We start from the raw sequence: 18,368 nt of genomic DNA, 5'->3' as shown, positions 1-18,368 counted from the left end.
ATTGCACAGAAAACTCCACTGACACTCAACCGAACCTCCTCACCGTGCATAGTTACCTGAACCGCAGTTGCGGGCAGATTGTTACTGCCGTCACAGTTCTCTCCCATGAAGAACCTGCTGACGAAGTTCGAAGACAAGGCCCCCGAGATCGTCTTCGAGTGGCATGACACCGACACCACCGCCCGCGGCTGGGTCGTCATCAACTCGTTGCGCGGTGGTGCCGCTGGCGGCGGCACCCGCATGCGACGCGGCCTCGACCGCCGTGAGGTCGAATCCCTCGCGAAGACCATGGAGATCAAGTTCACCGTATCCGGACCAGCCATCGGTGGCGCCAAATCCGGCATCGATTTCGACCCCTCCGACCCTCGCAAGGACGACGTCCTCCAGCGCTGGTTCGCCGCTGTCGCACCGCTGCTGCGCGCCTACTACGGCACCGGTGGCGACCTCAATGTCGACGAGATCGCCGAGGTGGTCCCGATCACCGAGGCGAACGGCCTGTGGCATCCGCAGGAGGGCGTTGTCACAGGACATTTCGGCAATGATGAACGCGAGCGCATCCAGCGTGTCGGTCAATTGCGGCTCGGCGTTGCGAAAGTCGTCGAGGATTCCCGGTTCACCCCGGCCGTCGACTCGAAATACACCGTCGCCGACCTGATTACCGGATGGGGCGTCGCCGAATCGGTACGTCACCACCAAAGCCTCTACTCCGGAAACGATCTCACGGGTAAGCGCGTCGTCGTCCAGGGTTGGGGCAACGTGGGTGCCGCGGCTGCCTACTATCTTGCGCAGGCCGGTGCACAGATCGTGGGTATCATCGACCGCGACGGTGGAATCCTCGAGCCCGAGGGTTTGTCCTTCGAGGAGATTCGCACCCTGCTGCTCACGCGCAACGGCAACGCGCTGCGCAGCGACCGCATGCTTCCCTTCGCCGAGGTGAACGAGAAGATCTGGGATCTCGGCGCCGAGATTTTCCTCCCCTGCGCGGCGAGCCGGCTTGTGACCCGAGAGCAGGTCGACCGGATGGTTACCGTGGGGCTCGAGGTGATCGCGAGCGGCGCCAATGTGCCATTCGCCGACGACGAGATCTTCTACGGCCCGACCTACGAACACGCCGACAAGTCTGTCGCCGTCATCCCCGATTTCATCGCCAATTGCGGCATGGCGCGCGCGTTCGCCCAGCTCATGGAGGGCGAGGTCGAGGTGTCCGACGCGGCGATCTTCGGCGACGTCTCCGACACCATCGCGACCGCGCTGCGACGCTGCCACGGCCACTCATCCGAGAGCACGGGCCTCGCCGCAACAGCGTTCGAGATCGCCCTCGACCAACTCGTCCCTGCAGGGGAGCGCACAGATGACTGACACCCTGGTAGCCGCGCCTCCCACCACCGCCGAACCTGCGGGACTTCACCGCGCGATGAAGCCGCGCCAGCTCGTCATGATGAGCCTCGGCGGCGCGATCGGTGCGGGCCTGTTCGTCGGGTCCGGTGCGGGGATCGCGGTCGCAGGCCCGGCCATCCTGGTCTCCTTCCTGGTCGCGGCTGTGCTCGTGGTGTTCATCATGCGGATGATGGGCGAGATGGCGGCGGCGAACCCGGCCAGCGGTGCGTTCTCCACGCACACCGAAGCGGCGCTGGGACCGGTCGCGGGCCGGACGATCGGCTGGCTGTATTGGATACAGGTCATCATCGTGATCGCTGCCGAAGCAACCGGCGCTGCAGCGATCACCGCGGTGGCGATGCCGCACATCCCGCAGTGGGCGTCGGCGTTGTTCTACATGGTCGTGCTCACCGGCGTGAACCTCGTGGGAGTGAAGCGCTTCGGTGAGGTCGAATTCTGGTTCGCCGCAATCAAGATCACGGCGATCGTGGCCTTCCTCGCGATCGGTATCGCCATGATCGCGGGCTGGATGCCCACCTTCGACACCACCGGTTTTGCCAACCTCACGGCGCACGGCGGTTTCGCACCCACCGGTATCGCCGGCATCGCCGCAGGGCTCCTGATCGTGGTCTTCGCGTTCGGCGGCACCGAGATCATCGCGATCGCCGCTGCCGAAACCTCCGATCCGCGCCGCAACGTCGGCCGCGCGGTACGCACCCTCGTTTGGCGGATCCTGGTGTTCTACATCGGTTCCGTGCTCGTGATGGTGACGATCCTGCCGTGGACATCGGAAGACCTCGCCACGGGACCGTTCGTCGCAGTGCTGCAGGCCGGCGCGGTGCCGGGTGCGGCCGCGGTGATGACGGTGATCGTGGTGGTGGCTCTGCTGTCGTCGCTCAACGCGATGCTGTTCAGTGCGTCGCGGATGATCTTTTCGCTGTCGCACCGGGGCTCGGCGCATCCCGCGTTCGGGCACACCTCGAAGAACGGCGTCCCCCGCAATGCGGTGCTCGCGTCGGTGGCGTTCGGATTCGTCACTGTCGGGCTGAACTACGCCTACCCCGACAAGGTGCTGCCGCTCCTGCTCAACGCCGTCGGCTCCACGATCCTCGTGCTGTGGACGTTCGTGGCCCTGTCGCACATGGTGTTGCGTCGTCGGGCTCGGCGTGACGGCACCGAGGACGCGCTTCCGCTGAAGATGTGGGGCTTTCCGTACCTGTCGTACGCAACGCTCGGATTGCTCGCTGGGATCGTGGTGCTGGCCCTGTTCGACAGCGCCGCCCGCACCCAACTGCTCGCGACCGGCGCTCTCACCGCCGCCATCGCCGGTACGTGCACCGTGCTCCACCGCCGCCGGAATCGCGACGTTGGCATGCGGTAGTGATCGCCGCAGTTCGACGCCACCACTGGTCGTCGACATCGTCGCGGGGTACCGGGAGTCGACTGCATCATCGCTGGGCCCGACCGAATGCGAGTGCGACGTTGTGCCCACCGAAGCCGATCGAGTTGCTCACCGCGTACTCGATCGGCTGACGTCGCGGTGACGCCCGCACCACGTCCAGATCGATTGCGACGTCCAGATTGTCGAGATTGAGCGTGGGCGGCACGATCTGTTCCCGAAGGGCCATGATAGTGAGAATCGCCTCGAGCGCACCCACGGCACCGATCGAGTGGCCGAGCGCCGACTTCGGTGCATACACCGATGAATGCGGGGCAACGGCGGAGATGGCTGCCGCTTCCGCGGCATCTCCGACGGGGGTTGACGTGGCGTGAGCGTTTACGTGACCGACCTGGTCGCTCGTCAACGACGCCGAAGCCAGGGCGATGCGCATCGCCCTGGCGATCCCGGCACCCTGCGGATCGGGGGCGACGATATGGTGCGCGTCGGAGGTGATCCCGGCACCGAGCACCCGACCGTGGATCGTGGCGCCGCGGCACCGGGCATGTTCCTCGGATTCGAGCAACAACAACGCTCCGGCCTCACCGAACACGAACCCATCGCGGTCCTGGTCGAACGGCCGCGACGCGCGCTCCGGCTCGTCGTTGCGGGTGCTCATCGCGCGCATCATGGAGAAGCTCGCAATCGACACCGCGTCGATTTGCCCCTCGACGCCGCCGGCGACCACGGCATCAGCCTCGCCGGTCCGGATCAGACGCCATGCTTGCGCGACTGCCTCCGATCCAGACGAGCACGCCGAGACAGGCGTGTACACACCACCTTTGGCTCCCACCTCCAGACCGACAGTCGCGGCCGGGCCATTGGGCATCACCATGGGCACCGACATCGGCGGCACTTTCCGGTACCCGCCCTCCCGCAGCGCATCGACCGCGCCGATCAATGCCTCACCCCCACCGAGTCCGGTCCCAATCACGACGGCGAGCCGCTCGTCGTCCACGTCCGGGTTCCCCGCCTCGCGCCACAGTCGGCGTGCGAGAGTCAATCCGCACTGCTCGACGAAGGACAGCCGGCGTTGTTCGATACGCGTGAGCTCCGCCGACGGGTGGGAGACCAGCGTGCCCCCGATCGCCACGGGCAGGCCGTAGTCGGCCACAAACGGCGCGTCGAGTGGCCGGATTCCACTGCGCCCCTCCAGCAGGGCCGACCACGTCGATTCCACGTCGTCTGCGAGCGAGGTCGTGGCAACCATGGCCGTGACGACGACCGATCGACCACCACCTATTCCTGTACCACTCGTTACATCCATGCTCGACATCAATACCTGTACCGTTCGCTACAGTCAAGGCATGCCGCGCCCGCTCGATCACGACAAACGCATCCAACTTCTCGACGACGTCGTCCGATACATCAGTGAGCACGGCCTGGTCGACCTGTCGCTGCGCCCCTTGGCGGCTGCCCTGGGGACCAGTTCCCGCATGCTGATCTACTACTTCGGAACCAAGGAAGAGCTGCTCGTCCAGGCGTTGGCAACCCAGCACCCCGATCTCGGTTCCCTCTTCGTTGAGGTGTCCACTCTTGACGCCCTGAGCCGGGGTATGGAAGACCTGTGGGCGTCAACGACAGTGGGCGAGTCATCGGTCAGTGCGGGGATACTCCTGCAGGTCATCGGAGTAGCGCCCCAGCATCATGGCCTCTACGAGGACTTCGCTCGATCGGCCATCGACCGACTCGTCGGAGCCTTGGCTGACGCCATCGTGCGGTGTGGATGCACATCGTGGGATGCCGTGTCGACTGCGACGGTCGCGGTCGCGGGGCTCCGTGGAATCCTGCAGGACAGGCTTGTCACCGGCGATATCGAACGAACAGATCACTCTGCCATGCAGTTGATCGATCTGGTGACACACGCCGTCGAGGCCGCATCGCGACGATCGCCCCTTTACAGGGGCCGATGATCGTCGCGATCACCACCGGCCTATGGACAGGTGCATCCTGACCGCACCGCTCATCACTGTCGGCAGGCTGTCTTCCTGCAGTTCGGGGTGCCCGGCTTCGTCGTGCCGTTCTGACCGGGCACCCCGGCAATGCCAGGCGCGATGAGTCTCCGGTCGCCGGAAGGTCTACCTCTCCGGACGCCTCCGAAAGGGAAGAAACATGAAGCTGACAGTGACGACATTCGTATCGCTCGACGGAGTGGCGCAAGGCCCCGGCGGCCCCGAGGAAGACCTCAGCGGTGGGTTCACTCGTGGCGGGTGGGTCGTTCCACTGTTCGACGACGACACCGGCGCATTCATCAGCGAGGTCTTCGCGCAGGTCGACGCCTTCCTGCTGGGACGAAAGACATACGACATCTTCGCCGCGTCGTGGCCCAACTCGACCGATCCCCACGACCCCGTTGCGAAGGCGCTCAACACACTCCCCAAATACGTCGTGTCGAGCACTCTCGCCGAACCTCCGTGGGGCCCGACAACTGTGCTCGATGCTGACATACCGGCGGCGGTGGCCGAACTGAAGAAGCAACCCGGGCACGAACTTCAGGTCCACGGCAGCCTCGAACTCGTCCGCACTCTGCACGAAAACGACCTGGTCGACGAGTACCGTCTACTCACCTTTCCCGTGGTCGTCGGGCAGGGTCGCCGACTGTTCGCCGATCACGGACTCGACACCGCCATGGCACTGGTCGACTCCCACACCACGAAGTCGGGTGTGAGCATCTGTTCGTACCGGCCCGCCGGCCGTCCCGAGTACGGACTCGCCGAGGTGGAGTGACCGTACATCTCCGCCCGCACGGCCACATACCGTCGTCTCTACGACAACACCATCAGCGTGAATGAAGTGCGTGCCCCTACACTTTCGGACTCGTTGGCAGACGAATCGCACCGGTCGCTACGTCCTATCCTGTTGAATCACACTTCATGGCCTTCAGATCCGGGAACTCACGTGGCAGGGTGCGGCGCACCGCATACGGCAGTGCGTATGCCGAAGCATTCCTCGTCATCGCCATCATCACAATCCTGGTGACTCGACTCTATCTGGTCATGGCCGGATATCCGCAGGTAGGTGGGGCGACACTGCACATCGCGCACGCCCTCTACGGCGGCGCCGCGATGATGACAGCGCTTCTGATCGGATGGTTGTTTCTCGGTTTCGGGCCACGAGTCCTGGCAGTCACCCTCGGTGGCATAGGGTTCGGGCTGTTCCTCGACGAGATCGGTAAGTTCGTCACCAAGGACAACGACTACTTCTACGGTCCGTCCGCAGAAATCATGTACATACTCATCGTCGTCGTCCTGGTGGCGAACCGGCTGATTCGCATCGCGCGCGTCCCGACGGCCGCTGAGTACCTGGCGAATGCCGCCGCCATCGCCGCAGACGGCGTCGCCGGCGGGATCCCACCCCACCGGCGCGAGGCCGCCGCACGCATGCTCGACCGGGCGCAAGATCTCGGTAGCGACGTGCACGTGATCGACGGACTTCGGGTGGTGCTCGCTTCTGCGGAACACCGCGCCGACCACCTCGAGGCGGGTCAACGGTTCGCGGCGGGCCTCATTCCCCGATTCTTCCGGAGTCCTCGATGGGTTCCGGTCGTCGGGTGGCTCATCGTTCTGTGGGCTGCAGTCGGAGTGGCATTCGGCATCGTGCAGATCGTGACCGGCGGAGTGAACCTCAGCACCGGCAACACTGATATCGACATCGACAGGATGGGGGTCACCAGCGGCATCTTGTTCCTGAGTGCGACGATCACGCTGGTGATGGCACTCCCTTCCATGATCGCTGTCCACCGTCGCGACTCGCTGCGTGCACTGCGCACCCTACGTACTGCCGCTCTGATCTTCACCGCATTCACTGCACTCGCAGACTTCGCGACCTCGGGGTTCGGCGCACTTCCGACTCTCGCGGTCGGCCTGTTCGCCATGGCCGTGTTGTCGCACCATGTCTCGGTCCGAGCCGAACAGCTCAGCGGTACGACGGATAATTCGTCACTGCCTCGACACTCGCCATCGCCACAGCGAAGATGACCACGTAGAGGACGACGAGCAGAACCATGAACACGGCCCAGATGATCAGCGATATCTTCCCGAGCTTCTTTGTCTGGGCCGACGCGCGATGAGCACCCTCGTAGTCCCCCATCATCCACAGCGGGAACACCTTGGACGAGTTGTCGAACGCCGAGAACGCGAGCGGCCAGAAAAAGATGAGTGCGGCGACGGCCCAACCGGTGTTCTGCGCGGGCAACATCGGCCTCAGGTGATTGGCCGCCGGGCCGTTCTGGAAACCTGCCTGCTGGAACTGCTGGGTCATCGTGCCTCCGAATTCATCACGTCTGCGGAGACAAAGGCCCCCGTCACATAGTTGGATGCGCCGAAGAGCAGTTCGGTTCCCACACCGACCAAAATTGTTGCAGGCACCTGGGTGCGTGGCCATCTCTGTTGCCCCACCCCGCTCCGCCTGAGCGAATGGCGCACCCGTCTCGTTCACCGTAGCGAAAGATTCATTCGCTCAGGCACGGGAGGGCGCCAGCACAAGACCAGGTCAATCGGTCAAACTCACATCAGCATTGATCGCCGCGCGTCGTTCCCGTGGACCTATGTTTAGAGGTATGTCCCCGGTGCAGGTTCTCACCACGAGTTTTCCGGATGATCCCGCCATGGACGCTGCGCTGTCCTCTGCATTGGTTCGACGTGCGGCACGTGATCCCGATGCAGCAGTGATCAACCGTGTGTACACCCCGACTCGTACGCTATCGTTCGGTCGCCTGGATGTCTTCCGTCCACGCTTTACGGCGGCGACAGACGCAGCACTGGCGCATGGCTTCACCCCGATCGTCCGAAGCGCCGGGGGCCGCGCGGCGGCTTTCCATGAGCACACCCTGGTCGTTGAGATCATCTCTCCCGACACCGAAGGTGTCGGTGGCACACAGCCGAGATTCGAGCGGATGGCCTCGAGTCTTGTCGAGGTATTACACAGTCTCGGTGCCGATGCCCGCGTCGGGCCGGTTGCCGGCGAATACTGTCCGGGACAGTGGACGGTGAACGGCGAGGGACGGTTGAAGCTGGCGGGTCTGGCGCAACGCCGAGTGTCCGGCGCATCGCTCATCGGCGCTGAACTGGTCGTTTCCGATCCTGTACCGGTGCGAGAAGCACTGGCCGATGTCTATGCCGCACTCGAGTTGGATTTCGATCCGGCAACGGCTGGGGCGGTGGCAGATCTGATCCCTGAGATCACCGTCGCTCGATTGCGAGCGGCGATTCTCGCCGGCATCGACGACGAATCGGATATGACGCTGGACAGCGCACTGCTGGCAGAGGCCGAAGCCCTACGCAGTCATCATTCACTTTGACATATGAACCGGATCCGTAGGTCGCGGCCTGACGACCCGATAGTCTCGAGCTGACCGAAGCAGACCGTGAAGTTGGCGGTTGGTCCACGTCCGGGCCGGTAGGGTCGACGGTGTGGGTACGACCAGTTCAGCGGGTCAGCGGCTACTTGCCGTCGGTTCCGGGGTGGACCTCTCGCGGCACGCCCGGTTGATGAGCGACGTGCACGACGCGGTGCTGTCCGGTCAAGAGCCGCCGGTGCTCCCGCGTGAGATCGTTGCTCGGTCGTGGTCGCGCCTGCAGGCCGACGGTGTAAGCCCCGCCCGGTGTGAAGACGTCGTACCGGCCGAGTTCTCCGAGCTCGAGGCCCGTCGTGCACGGAGTTCCCTTCAGTCGGTTCTTCCGGAACTGCGCAGCACCCTGACCGAGGTGGCCTGCGACGCGAATTTCATCGTGGTGGTCGCCGATGCCGATGGAGTCGTGTTGTGGCGCGAGGGAGCACGTGGGGTGCAGAAGGCTGCCGATGCCCTCGGCTTCGTGGAGGGAGCCTGCTGGTCCGAACGATCGGCGGGTACCAATTCCGTCGGTACCGCATTGGTCGAGGACACCCCGGTGCAGCTGTTCTCGGCCGAGCATTACGCACGGTCGCATTATGGCTGGTCGTGCACTGGGTCACCGGTTCATGATCCACGCACCGGCGAGGTGTTGGGGGTGGTCGACATCAGCGGATCGGCGATGTCGATTCATCCGACCACTGTGGCACTCGTACAGACAGCCGTGCGATTGGCGGAGTCGACATTGCGGGTCGAACACGCCGTCCGACTCGACAAGCTCCGTGCTCACGCAGCGCCGGTGCTCGCGGCTTCGATCGGCCCCGCCATCGTCGTGGACGATCACGGCTGGGTTGTGGCAGCCAGCGGTGTCGGCGTGCCCGAACGACTGACGCCCCCGGCTGCCGAGAGGCCCCTACTGGTACCGGGTCTGGGACTGTGCGTGCCCGAACGGCTCGGAGCGGGATGGCTGGTGCGCCATCGAGGGGACCAGGCACGCATCGAACTCGAACTCGACCTCGGATCGGCGCCTCGGGCGACGGTGCGAGGAGACGTCGAATGGACGCGTGCGCTGTCTCCGCGGCACGCACAAATTCTGAAGATACTCGCGGCCGCCGGGTCCGCCGGCCTCGATGCGGTCTCGTTGAGCGATGCTCTGTTCGGCGATCGCGACCATATCGTTGCCGTCAGGGCGGAGGTCTCCCGCCTCCGCAAGAGTCTCGGGCCGGTACTGACCACCCGGCCGTATCGGTTCGCGGACGATATCGAGGTCCGGGTGATCCGCTGAGGTTTCGCGAGGCGGTCATTATTCTTCGGCGAGTTCCCGCCGAGCCACAGACACCCGAGTCCACGACTCGGCGGAACTCACCTACATGTTGATCGGGCGCCCCAGCGCGGCCAGGACCGACTCATGCATCGCCTCCGACAGGGTCGGGTGTGCAAAGACGACCTCGGCGAGGTCATCGGCGGTAGCCTCCAGAGAGCGGGCGATACCGAAGCCCTGGATCTGCTCGGTGACGTCGGGGCCCACCATGTGGGCGCCGAGGAGTTCACCGCTGTCGGCGTCGAAGATCGTCTTCACGAAACCCTCGGCATCGCCTATGGCGAGTGCCTTACCAGACGCCTGCAGGTCGAACTGCCCGATCTGCAGGCGCCGCCCGGTGGCACGGGCCCGGCTCTCGGTGAGGCCGAGGCTGGCAACCTGCGGCCTGGCATACGTACACCCGGGCACGTAGTCGCGGTCCAATGGCCGCACGTGATCCACGCCGGCCAGCTTGTCCACGCACAACACTCCCTCGTGGCTGGCTTTGTGCGCCAGGCACGGCGCACCGGCCACGTCGCCGATCGCATACACCCCGAACGCTGTCGTGCGACACCATTCGTCGGTGGTGACGAATCCACGCTCGACTTCGACGCCGATGTCCTCGAGCCCGAGATCCTCGACGTTCCCCTGAATTCCTGCTGCCACCAGAACACGGTCCACAGTGAGTTCGTCGATTGTGTCGCCGGCCGACTGCACGGTCACGGCAACGGAATCCGCACCCACCGCCAGTTCGGACACCGACGCACCGGTGTGGATAGTGATACCTCTCATCTCGAACTTCTTGCGCACATGGCCTGCGACGTCAGCATCCTCCACCGGCATGATCTGCGGTGCCACTTCGACCAGGATCACCTCGGAGCCGAGATCGTGGTACAAGCTTGCGAATTCGACACCAATGGCACCGGACCCGATGACCAGCAACGATTTCGGCAACTCGACCGGGACCAAGGCATCGAAGTATGTCCAGACTCGGCTTCCATCGGGGGTGACACCGGGAACCGACCGCGGCCGTGCTCCGGTGGCCAGGATGACGTGGTCGGCCCGGTATTCCGTGACGGCACCGTCGTCGTCGCTCACTCCGACAAGCCCTTTGCCGAGCAGACGCGCGGATCCGGTGACAACATCGATACCGTTCTTCTTCATCAGGTAACCGATTCCGTCGGACAGCCGCCCCGATACCGACCGGCTGAATTCGACGAGCTGGCCTATGTCGAACTCGACGTCGCTGGCACTGAAGCCGAACGGGCGAAGGTTCGCCAGCATGTGTGCCACGTCAGCACCGTGCAGCATCGCCTTGGTGGGAATGCACCCCCAGTTCAGGCAGATTCCGCCGAGTCGGTCTCGTTCCACGATCGCGGTGCGCAACCCGTGCTGTGCAGCCCGGATAGCGGCAACGTAGCCACCCGGGCCGCTACCGACAACGAGAACATCATATTTCTCTGTCATGGTGTGCCTCTCAGACCAGCATCAGCGCGGGTGCCTCGATGAAGCGCCGCAGTTCCGTCAGGAAACGCGCGCCGAGGGCCCCGTCGATCACCCGGTGATCGCACGAGAGCGTGACGGTGAGCATCGTGCGCGGCACTACCTGGCCATCGACGACGACGGGGCGTTCCTGTCCGGCGCCCACCGCGAGGATTGCCCCCTGCGGTGGATTGATGATGGCGTCGAACTCCCGCACGTCGAACATGCCGAGATTGGAGACGGTGAACGTGCCTCCTTGGAACTCGTCGGGTGTCAGCTTCCCTGTCTTGGCCTTGGTCACGAGCGACTGCACCTCCCCTGAGATCTCGGCGAGTGTCCTGCCGTCGGCGCCGCGCACGATCGGGGTGATCAAGCCTGACGGCAGCGCAACGGCCACCGAGATGTCTGCACTCGCATAGCGCAGCACCGACTGGGTCGCCTCGTCGAACTGCACATTGACATCGGGCACCTTCCGGAGCGCCGCGGCGCACGCCTTGACGACGAAATCGTTGACCGACAGTTTCACGGCCGGCACGGTCGCGTTGATCTCTTTTCGCAGGGCCAGGAGATTGTCGATCTCGAAATCCGCAGTGAGCCGGAAGTGCGGAGCATTGCGCTTCGACTCCTGGAGTCGCTGCCCGATCGCTTTGCGCATCGCGGTGAACGGAATCGTCTCGAATTCCGGCTCTGCGACGGATTCGGCCGCGGTGCCGGATTCCGGCCGCAATCGGAACCGACGTTCGGCCTCGCGGATGTCGGCCTCGCACACTCGTCCACGTGAGCCGGTGGCCCGGCAGTCGTGCAGGTTGATCCGGAGCGATGCTGCCAGACGACGGGCGACAGGTGTGGCCGCGACGGTGCTGTCGTCCTCGGAGGAACGTCCCGGAATGCCCGATCGAACCGGGGACGGCGGTATTGCCACGGTGCCGCCCGCCGCGCGGATCGCGTCGTGGATATCGGTGACGGAGATCCGGCTCTGCGGGCCGGTACCCTGCACCCGACCGAGATCGATCGCAAGCTCATCTGCCACCCGGTGCGCGTGGCGCGTGGCGAACACATCACCGGTGGCCCGTCCGCGCAGCGACTCCGGAACTGTGGTTGTGGTGCCCGCGCTCGCCGCTGTGACCGGGCGGGGTGACGGCACGGTCTCCCGCGCCGCCGGCTCCGACGGGGAGCGCGTGACATCCGGTTCTGCTGGGGTCGGCTGCGTGCCCGGCGACCGCGTCTCCTCGATCGGCACCGGCGCCTGATCCGCCTCGATACCGGTCAGGAATTCTTCGATCTCGGCGTCGGAAACGGTAGCCGCAGCAGACACCGCCAGCACGGCCCCGACCGGCAACGTCTCCCCCGGCTTGGCGACCACCCGTCGGAGTATCCCGTCGAACGGCGCCTCCAACTCGTTGGTGATCTTGCTGGTCTCGATCTCACAGAGCGCATCGCCTTTGGTGAAGGCGGCACCCTCGTCGATCAACCACTCCGTCAGGGTGCCCTCGTCCATGGACAGGCCCCACTTGGGAACTTCGATCAGTTTGATGTCACTCATGTCAGGCGCTCACGATCTTGCGGACGGCGGCCTCGATCCGAGCGGCGTTCGGCAACCATGCCTGCTCGAGGACCGGGGAGAACGGCACCGGAGTATGCGGCGGAGTGACCAGTTCGATCGGGGCCTTCAGCGACCCGAATGCCTTCGTCGCAATCAGCGCGGCAACGTCGTGGCCGAATCCACAGCGTGCGGCGGACTCGTCGGCGATCACCACCCGACCGGTGGAGGCGACAGATTCGAGAATGCCCTCCTCGTCGAGAGGCGAGACGGTGCGGGGGTCGACAACTTCGACGGAAATGCCTTCAGCTGCCAGCTTGTCTGCGACGGTGTTGGCGGCATTCACCATCGCGGACAGCGCGATGATCGTGACATCCGTTCCTTCGCGGGTGTAGTTGGCGACACCGAACGGGATGGTGTAAGGCTCGTCGGGGACTTCACCCTTGATGTCGTACAGGGTCTTGTGTTCGCAGAACACGACCGGGTCGTCGTCCCGGATCGACTGGATCAGCAACCCTTTCGCATCGTAGGCACTGGACGGCACCACCACCTTGAGGCCGGGTACGGCAGCGAACACATTGTACGGCGACTGTGAATGCTGGGCTGCGGCAGAGTATCCGGCACCGATCATGCCGCGCACCACCAGCGGAGTGCGGGCCTTGCCTCCGAACATGTACCGGAACTTCGCGGCCTGGTTGTACAAGGCGTCGTAGGACACTCCGAAAAAGTCCATGAACATCAGTTCGGCCACCGGACGCAACCCGGTGAGTGCCGCGCCAGCGGCCATACCGATGATCGCGGACTCGGTGATCGGGGTGTCGATGACGCGGTCGGAGCCGAACTCGGTCCACAGACCCTTCGTCACCCCCAGCACCCCACCGAATGCTTCCACTTTCCCTGATTCGAGCTCCGGGTTGGTGCCGGCGTGACCGCCGCGCAGATCCTCACCGATCTGCACGACGGTGGGGTCACGCTGCATCTCCTGGGCGAGTGCGGCCTTGATCGCTTCGCGATACGTCGTCTTCGACGTGGTCATTTCGGTCTCTCCTCAGTACGACACGTAGACGTCGGTCAGTAGGTTCTCCACGGGCGGGTACTCGGCGGCCCGTGCCTGCGCGACGGCGGCGTCGACCCGGTCTCGGGCATCGGCGTCGATCGCATCGAGTTCCTTGGCGGTGACCTTCTTGCTATCCGCTGCCTCTCGGAACTTCACCAGCGGATCCTGGGTCTTGCGCAGCTCAGCTACCTGGTCCGCTGTGCGATACAGTTGCGCGTCGCCCTCGAAGTGGCCGTGCCAGCGATACGCGATCGCCTCGATCGTGGACGGACCACCGCCCTTGCGTGCACGCTCGACGGCCTCACGCGTCGCCTCGTACACCGCGAAGAAGTCGGTACCGTCCACGGTGGTGGCCGGCATCCCGAACGACGATGCTCTGGAGGCGATATCCGGGGCCCCGACCGCGTAATCACGGCCGGTGGCCTCACCGAATCCGTTGTTCTCGATCACGAACACGATCGGCAACTGCAAGACGACCGCCATGTTCATCGCCTCGAACACGGTGCCCTGGTTGGATCCGCCATCACCCGTGAATGACGCTGCAACACCACCGTTTCCGAGAGTTTTCGCGCTCAGTGCCGCACCGATCGCCAGCGACGGCGCACCACCGACGATCGCGTTCGCACCGAGCATGCCCACCGACAGGTCGGCGATGTGCATCGACCCACCCTTGCCGTGACACAGGCCGTCTTCCTTGCCGAAGATCTCGGCCATCATCCCGCCGAGGTCACATCCCTTGGCAATGCAATGACCGTGCCCGCGGTGGGTCGAGCCGATGTAGTCGGTGTCGTTCAGGTTCTCGCACACCCCGACCGCGATGGCTTCCTGACCGGAGTACAAGTGAATGAATCCTGGGATGTCACCTGTCGCGTTCTCCTCGTGCAGACGATCCTCGAACGCACGAATCTCGGCCATCTTCCGATACGCGCTCAGTAGTGCACTCTTGTTCAGCGCCATTGCTCTCCTCCGCCTTCTGCCTGGGTCCAGCCGATCGGGTCTAGCGTCGAGTTCGACGAGCTGTTCAGGACCGTTCCCGCCTCACGCGACGTGTAACCCACATCACGAACGTAGGACGGTGGGTGGATTGCCACAACGTTGCAGCCGATTGCACTCGGCACTTGGCGCACAAGGGGCCGAGACGTGGATGAGCGCGAGTATTCCGTGTGGTGAACCGACCCGGTCGGCAACACCGACTTGGGGGCGTGCGGCGGGAATCGCGCTCACGGCGAGGGTCGGATGCCGGTGTGTGGGGACTGTGCCGATGAAACATGGTTCCTCGGGCTCGGCCCGACCTGCATGATGCTCGCGCTCGTCAGGGCGCACTCGGTACGTGATCCCCACCCCCGCTCCGCCTGAGCGAATGGCGCACCCGTCTCGTGCACCGTAGCGAAGGATTCATTCGTTCAGGCACGGAGCGGGACAGAAGGCCGACGTGAGCCTGGGTCAGTCGGCCCGCTGAAGCACATCCACCACGCGTCGTGCCATATGCCGCATCCCAGCCTCGGTGGGATGCAACTGCCGTGCGAACGACAAGGAGTACCTCCCCTCGAAGAAGCTGGTGCCCGGCAACGCACACGCATCGTGCCCCTCGGCGCCGACGGTGACATCGACGAATCCTGCCCCGGCGTTCGCCGCCGCACCTGCCAGTACCTGATTCATCCTGGTGAAGAATCCGTTGACGAAGGCAGCGTCGGCGTCGCTGGTGGGGATGTTGGGCCAACATCCTCGGATACCGAAAATCCCGCCGTGACCGACGAGGAGCACCCGCGCATTCGGCGCTCTGCTGGAGATCACTCCAAGGGTCGCGGTCACCTTCGCGCCGAGGGCACCGAGCGCGGTGTCCATGCGCGATGCCACTGCGGGATCGGTGCGGCAGTTCGCGTCGACCGCGGGGGCACTGGTGTAGCACGGGGAAACCAAGCCGGACCACCCGATGTCGTTTCCGCCAATGCTGATCGTGACCAAAGTGGTGTCCGGCCGCAGTGCTTCGACTTGCGGTGGTACGGGCCCACTCTCGGTCGGTTGCGACATCGACGTGACGTGATCGGTGCGGGCGCCCGAGCACGAGACGTTCGTGAACGATGCCGGGCGGAGCACCTGCGCCACGACCGCCGGATAACCGAGATTCGACCGGGCGCAGCCGTTCAGTAGGGCCCCGCCGTCGAGATACGGTCCGGCCGCACGCGAATCTCCGAGTGCGACGTATCGGATATTCGGCTCGGCCGAGCCCAAAGCCGGACTCGACAACACCATGATGGCAACAGTGATTGCCGCCACTATCAACGCACGCACCGCAGGAACCGGGTCTCGCTCCGCGGTTGCTTCGATTTCTCCGCCCCTCATGAGTGAGCATTATCCGGGAAGGGCGCTGGGACGGCAGGACAATCGAGACAGCCCGCTTACAATCCACTTCGGTGGCACCGCCTGTGCTGATTGCCCCACCAGAGTGCAGGAATCAGGACCATAATCTGTGAATGTCCTGGACGATCAGTGCCCGGCGGCAGTGCGGGCCCCTCGGTGGAATGGAAGGCCGTACGACATGACAACGCGTGCACAGGTAGGCCTCGTGAGCCGACTGTGGCGCGGTGCTCCGTGGAGCCGCAACCCACTGATGAGTGGGTTCCATCGATTTGAAACCGTCGTCGTCACAATGACTCTGGTGTTCATACTACTGATGGTGCCGATCGCCGCCGCGATCGGCACCACGTACTACGCCAACTCGAGTGAACGAGCCGAGAATGAGCGCGACACCAGGCAGCAGGTCGTTGCGATCCTCCTCGAGGATTCTCGGCCCGCCACCCATGACGACCTATCGGTCGCACCCGAGCGCAGCTACGCCTCCGCGCGCTGGTCCGTCGACGGCGGCGAACACACCGGCCGACTCGATGTTCCCTCCAACGCCACGGCAGGGCAGGAAATCACCGTGTGGGTCGATGCGGATGCTCTGCCCACGAGCGCCCCGGAGTCCGGAACCCACGCCGGGCTCGATGGCATCGCGGTCGCGGTCACCGTGTGGCTCCTGGCTGCAGGTGTCGCCACCACCGCGTTGTACGGCTTGCATTGGATCGGCGTCCGGCGAACGATGGCGCGATGGGACCGCGAGTGGGAAGCCGTCGATCACAAACCGTCGAGGTAGCAGTCGCGCCGTAGTCGTCAACTGATGCCCGGATCCCGATACTCGACGTGGACAGCAGCCGCCGGCTGATATCCGACGCGCACCAGCCCACCGAGCGAATGGCACACCGGTCTCGTTCAACCGAATGAAGGATTCATTCGCTCAGTGGGGGTGGGGCAACGATCGACGTAAGGCCAGCGGCGACGGTGGTCGTCGGCGCTGCTGTACGCGCCGTGGTCGCCGCCTCGGTCGAGGCCGTCGGGACCAGCGAAGCTGGCACGGCAGTACGGGCTGATGTCTGCGGCGTGGTGACCGACCCTTCCTCCGATGGGGCATCGAGCCCATCGGAGATGTCGCTGAAGATTCCGATCAGCACGAAGGCCGCTGCAGCAATCGCAGCGATGATGACACCGCGGCGCACCTTCGACGGCGGCGGTACCTGCGGCGGAGGAGCGAACGCTGCGGGGTGCCCCGCAAGGAATGCGCGATGCCCTGCTTCAGCTCGGGCGGCGAGTGCGTCACGCTCAGCTTTGACGCGGGCCCGGCGTTCCCGGATCAGTGCCCCGACGGCAAGGTACGCGAGACCGATGGTGAACATGAATTGAGTCAGCGCAGGTGCAACGTTGCCGTTGATCGATTCCACGATCGCCAACCACAGTGTGATACCCGCGATCATTCCTGCCAGAACCCGAAGATAGGGCTTCAAGTGTGCTCCTTCGACTACGCTGCGCCACGCGCGTGTGCCTCAGTCGGAAATCGAGCGCCCCACCTCTGGCGTTACGGCCGCCCCCTTACAGGGCACCTCCCCCTGATGCTATCGGCAGGTGTCGTACCGCTGGCGCAGCCGATCACGTAGATCCAGCACCTCTGCCGTATAGAAGCGTTCCGGCTCGGACTCGCCAAGGGTCTGCGGGTATGCGCACCCGGCGACATGCACGCGTCCGAAAAACTCCGGATCGTCGCGATTCGCCGTGCGAGGGCCACGCCAGTCCAGCATCATCGGGTGTTCTCTGTCGGGCGCGAACAGATCGATGACCTCGACAATCTCGCTCTCTGCGGCCACTTCGTCGGCCACCCTGACCGTCATCGCGGACACCCGCCCACGCTCGATCCGCAGGGTCGCCACTACCATCGGCGACCGCGCCAGCGCATCGCGAACACCACGCTCGGCCTCGACATCGAAGGGCATGGCTACCGTCCACCGCGGTTCGCTTTCCCACCCGCCGACGGTGACCGTGAGATTTTCGGCGTCGATATGGGAACGCACGGCATCGAAGACGACACCGCTCGACGCGTCACCGACGTCGATCGTGGACCTGTCGCCGACCTGCGTCCAAGACACCTGAGCTCCGACAATATCTGCCGTCGCGTTCCGCAGGGCATCCGTTCGGGCTCCCACCTCGTCAGGTACCAGATGCCCGGGCAGCACCAGCTCGGTATCCTCGGCGATGAGAAATGTCGCTGTCTGGGAGTACCCGTCGAAGTCGTCGCCCTTGATCGCCTCGATTCGCGCCGCGACGGCGACGATCTCGTCGACATCGGCACCGGCGACCGCGACATCGACACCAAGATTCGAGCCGAGCGAGATGTTGTTCGTGTACTTGATATCCACACGTTCGACGCCCGGCATCTGCGCCACGGCGCGTTCGAGAACACCGGCCTCGTCGCGACGATCGGGTTGCCCGCACGCCGCCAGCAATGTTGTCACCATCCCGATACAGAGCCAGACG

17 protein-coding genes are annotated in these 18,368 nt (G+C 64.6%); 8 read left to right on the top strand and 9 right to left on the bottom strand.

Translation table 11 applies throughout. From position 1 onward, the window contains the following. The first annotated feature begins 105 nt into the window (after positions 1-105). Both ACZI8W_RS10955 and ACZI8W_RS10950 read left to right on the top strand, forming a co-directional pair. Positions 106-1,359, top strand: coding sequence for a Glu/Leu/Phe/Val dehydrogenase dimerization domain-containing protein (locus ACZI8W_RS10955; protein ID WP_463368519.1), 1,254 nt, complete (start codon positions 106-108; stop codon positions 1,357-1,359). After that, positions 1,352-2,758, top strand: coding sequence for an amino acid permease (locus ACZI8W_RS10950; RefSeq protein WP_463368518.1), 1,407 nt, complete (start codon positions 1,352-1,354; stop codon positions 2,756-2,758). The genes ACZI8W_RS10955 and ACZI8W_RS10950 overlap by 8 nt, the downstream gene beginning before the upstream one ends. Positions 2,759-2,825: 67 nt before the next feature. Here the strand turns inward: ACZI8W_RS10950 and ACZI8W_RS10945 are convergent, their stop codons facing one another. After that, the gene (locus ACZI8W_RS10945; protein WP_463368517.1) at positions 2,826-4,091 is read right to left on the bottom strand and encodes a KasA/KasB family beta-ketoacyl-ACP synthase; all 1,266 of its coding nucleotides are present in this window, start codon (positions 4,089-4,091) and stop codon (positions 2,826-2,828) included. A gap of 31 nt (positions 4,092-4,122) precedes the next feature. Between ACZI8W_RS10945 and ACZI8W_RS10940 the strand changes: the two genes are divergently transcribed. From ACZI8W_RS10940 to ACZI8W_RS10930, 3 genes are all read left to right on the top strand, one after another. After that, positions 4,123-4,728: a TetR family transcriptional regulator gene (locus ACZI8W_RS10940; RefSeq protein ID WP_463368516.1), complete on the top strand. Its 606-nt coding sequence runs from the start codon at positions 4,123-4,125 to the stop codon at positions 4,726-4,728. Between the two features lie 199 nt (positions 4,729-4,927). Next, positions 4,928-5,542 (top strand): dihydrofolate reductase family protein, encoded by a 615-nt coding sequence (locus ACZI8W_RS10935; protein ID WP_463368515.1) that lies wholly within the window; start codon positions 4,928-4,930, stop codon positions 5,540-5,542. 146 nt (positions 5,543-5,688) lie between these two features. Next, the gene (locus tag ACZI8W_RS10930) at positions 5,689-6,792 is read left to right on the top strand and encodes a hypothetical protein (protein WP_463368514.1); all 1,104 of its coding nucleotides are present in this window, start codon (positions 5,689-5,691) and stop codon (positions 6,790-6,792) included. Here the strand turns inward: ACZI8W_RS10930 and ACZI8W_RS10925 are convergent. Continuing rightward, on the bottom strand, positions 6,731-7,075 hold the full coding sequence (locus tag ACZI8W_RS10925; protein ID WP_463368513.1) for a CD225/dispanin family protein: 345 nt from the start codon (positions 7,073-7,075) through the stop codon (positions 6,731-6,733). The genes ACZI8W_RS10930 and ACZI8W_RS10925 overlap by 62 nt on opposite strands. A 298-nt stretch (positions 7,076-7,373) precedes the next feature. Between ACZI8W_RS10925 and ACZI8W_RS10920 the strand changes: the two genes are divergently transcribed. Continuing rightward, on the top strand, positions 7,374-8,114 hold the full coding sequence (locus ACZI8W_RS10920) for a lipoate--protein ligase family protein (protein ID WP_463368512.1): 741 nt from the start codon (positions 7,374-7,376) through the stop codon (positions 8,112-8,114). Between the two features lie 190 nt (positions 8,115-8,304). After that, positions 8,305-9,429: a GAF domain-containing protein gene (locus tag ACZI8W_RS10915; RefSeq protein WP_463368603.1), complete on the top strand. Its 1,125-nt coding sequence runs from the start codon at positions 8,305-8,307 to the stop codon at positions 9,427-9,429. 81 nt (positions 9,430-9,510) lie between these two features. Here ACZI8W_RS10915 and lpdA read toward each other — a convergent pair whose 3' ends face one another. The 5 genes from lpdA to ACZI8W_RS10890 form a co-directional block, all read right to left on the bottom strand. After that, positions 9,511-10,911: a dihydrolipoyl dehydrogenase gene (gene lpdA / locus ACZI8W_RS10910; RefSeq protein WP_463368511.1), complete on the bottom strand. Its 1,401-nt coding sequence runs from the start codon at positions 10,909-10,911 to the stop codon at positions 9,511-9,513. Between the two features lie 10 nt (positions 10,912-10,921). Beyond that, entirely contained in the window at positions 10,922-12,469 is a 1,548-nt protein-coding gene (locus ACZI8W_RS10905; RefSeq protein WP_463368510.1) for a dihydrolipoamide acetyltransferase family protein, read from the bottom strand. A 1-nt stretch (position 12,470) separates the two neighbouring features. Beyond that, positions 12,471-13,502, bottom strand: a complete 1,032-nt coding sequence (locus tag ACZI8W_RS10900; protein ID WP_463368509.1) for an alpha-ketoacid dehydrogenase subunit beta — start codon at positions 13,500-13,502, stop codon at positions 12,471-12,473. A 12-nt stretch (positions 13,503-13,514) separates the two neighbouring features. After that, the gene (locus ACZI8W_RS10895; RefSeq protein WP_463368508.1) at positions 13,515-14,480 is read right to left on the bottom strand and encodes a thiamine pyrophosphate-dependent dehydrogenase E1 component subunit alpha; all 966 of its coding nucleotides are present in this window, start codon (positions 14,478-14,480) and stop codon (positions 13,515-13,517) included. A gap of 486 nt (positions 14,481-14,966) precedes the next feature. Next, positions 14,967-15,866 (bottom strand): SGNH/GDSL hydrolase family protein, encoded by a 900-nt coding sequence (locus ACZI8W_RS10890; protein ID WP_463368507.1) that lies wholly within the window; start codon positions 15,864-15,866, stop codon positions 14,967-14,969. Between the two features lie 196 nt (positions 15,867-16,062). On the opposite strand from ACZI8W_RS10890, the gene ACZI8W_RS10885 reads away from it, so the two are divergent. After that, positions 16,063-16,659, top strand: a complete 597-nt coding sequence (locus tag ACZI8W_RS10885; RefSeq protein WP_463368506.1) for an Rv1733c family protein — start codon at positions 16,063-16,065, stop codon at positions 16,657-16,659. Positions 16,660-16,792: 133 nt separating this feature from the next. Here ACZI8W_RS10885 and ACZI8W_RS10880 read toward each other — a convergent pair whose 3' ends face one another. Continuing rightward, complete coding sequence (locus tag ACZI8W_RS10880) at positions 16,793-17,344, bottom strand: hypothetical protein (protein ID WP_463368505.1); 552 nt, start codon at positions 17,342-17,344, stop codon at positions 16,793-16,795. Between the two features lie 108 nt (positions 17,345-17,452). Beyond that, entirely contained in the window at positions 17,453-18,346 is an 894-nt protein-coding gene (locus ACZI8W_RS10875; protein ID WP_463368504.1) for a hypothetical protein, read from the bottom strand. Positions 18,347-18,368 lie beyond the last annotated feature (22 nt).

Source organism: Rhodococcus ruitaii (assembly GCF_055230935.1).
This window is presented reverse-complemented; position numbering and strand designations above follow the sequence as displayed.

Bases quoted from the DNA above. Each gene is read 5' to 3' on its own strand.
- lpdA (WP_463368511.1), bottom strand. From the start codon at position 10,911: ATGACAGAGAAATATGATGTTCTCGTTGTCGGTAGCGGCCCGGGTGGC.
- ACZI8W_RS10915 (WP_463368603.1), top strand. From the start codon at position 8,305: ATGAGCGACGTGCACGACGCGGTGCTGTCCGGTCAAGAGCCGCCGGTG.
- ACZI8W_RS10925 (WP_463368513.1), bottom strand. From the start codon at position 7,075: ATGACCCAGCAGTTCCAGCAGGCAGGTTTCCAGAACGGCCCGGCGGCC.
- ACZI8W_RS10895 (WP_463368508.1), bottom strand. From the start codon at position 14,480: ATGGCGCTGAACAAGAGTGCACTACTGAGCGCGTATCGGAAGATGGCC.
- ACZI8W_RS10930 (WP_463368514.1), top strand. From the start codon at position 5,689: ATGGCCTTCAGATCCGGGAACTCACGTGGCAGGGTGCGGCGCACCGCA.
- ACZI8W_RS10955 (WP_463368519.1), top strand. From the start codon at position 106: ATGAAGAACCTGCTGACGAAGTTCGAAGACAAGGCCCCCGAGATCGTC.
- ACZI8W_RS10920 (WP_463368512.1), top strand. From the start codon at position 7,374: ATGTCCCCGGTGCAGGTTCTCACCACGAGTTTTCCGGATGATCCCGCC.
- ACZI8W_RS10885 (WP_463368506.1), top strand. From the start codon at position 16,063: ATGACAACGCGTGCACAGGTAGGCCTCGTGAGCCGACTGTGGCGCGGT.
- ACZI8W_RS10950 (WP_463368518.1), top strand. From the start codon at position 1,352: ATGACTGACACCCTGGTAGCCGCGCCTCCCACCACCGCCGAACCTGCG.
- ACZI8W_RS10900 (WP_463368509.1), bottom strand. From the start codon at position 13,502: ATGACCACGTCGAAGACGACGTATCGCGAAGCGATCAAGGCCGCACTC.
- ACZI8W_RS10935 (WP_463368515.1), top strand. From the start codon at position 4,928: ATGAAGCTGACAGTGACGACATTCGTATCGCTCGACGGAGTGGCGCAA.
- ACZI8W_RS10905 (WP_463368510.1), bottom strand. From the start codon at position 12,469: ATGAGTGACATCAAACTGATCGAAGTTCCCAAGTGGGGCCTGTCCATG.
- ACZI8W_RS10940 (WP_463368516.1), top strand. From the start codon at position 4,123: ATGCCGCGCCCGCTCGATCACGACAAACGCATCCAACTTCTCGACGAC.
- ACZI8W_RS10890 (WP_463368507.1), bottom strand. From the start codon at position 15,866: ATGAGGGGCGGAGAAATCGAAGCAACCGCGGAGCGAGACCCGGTTCCT.
- ACZI8W_RS10945 (WP_463368517.1), bottom strand. From the start codon at position 4,091: ATGTCGAGCATGGATGTAACGAGTGGTACAGGAATAGGTGGTGGTCGA.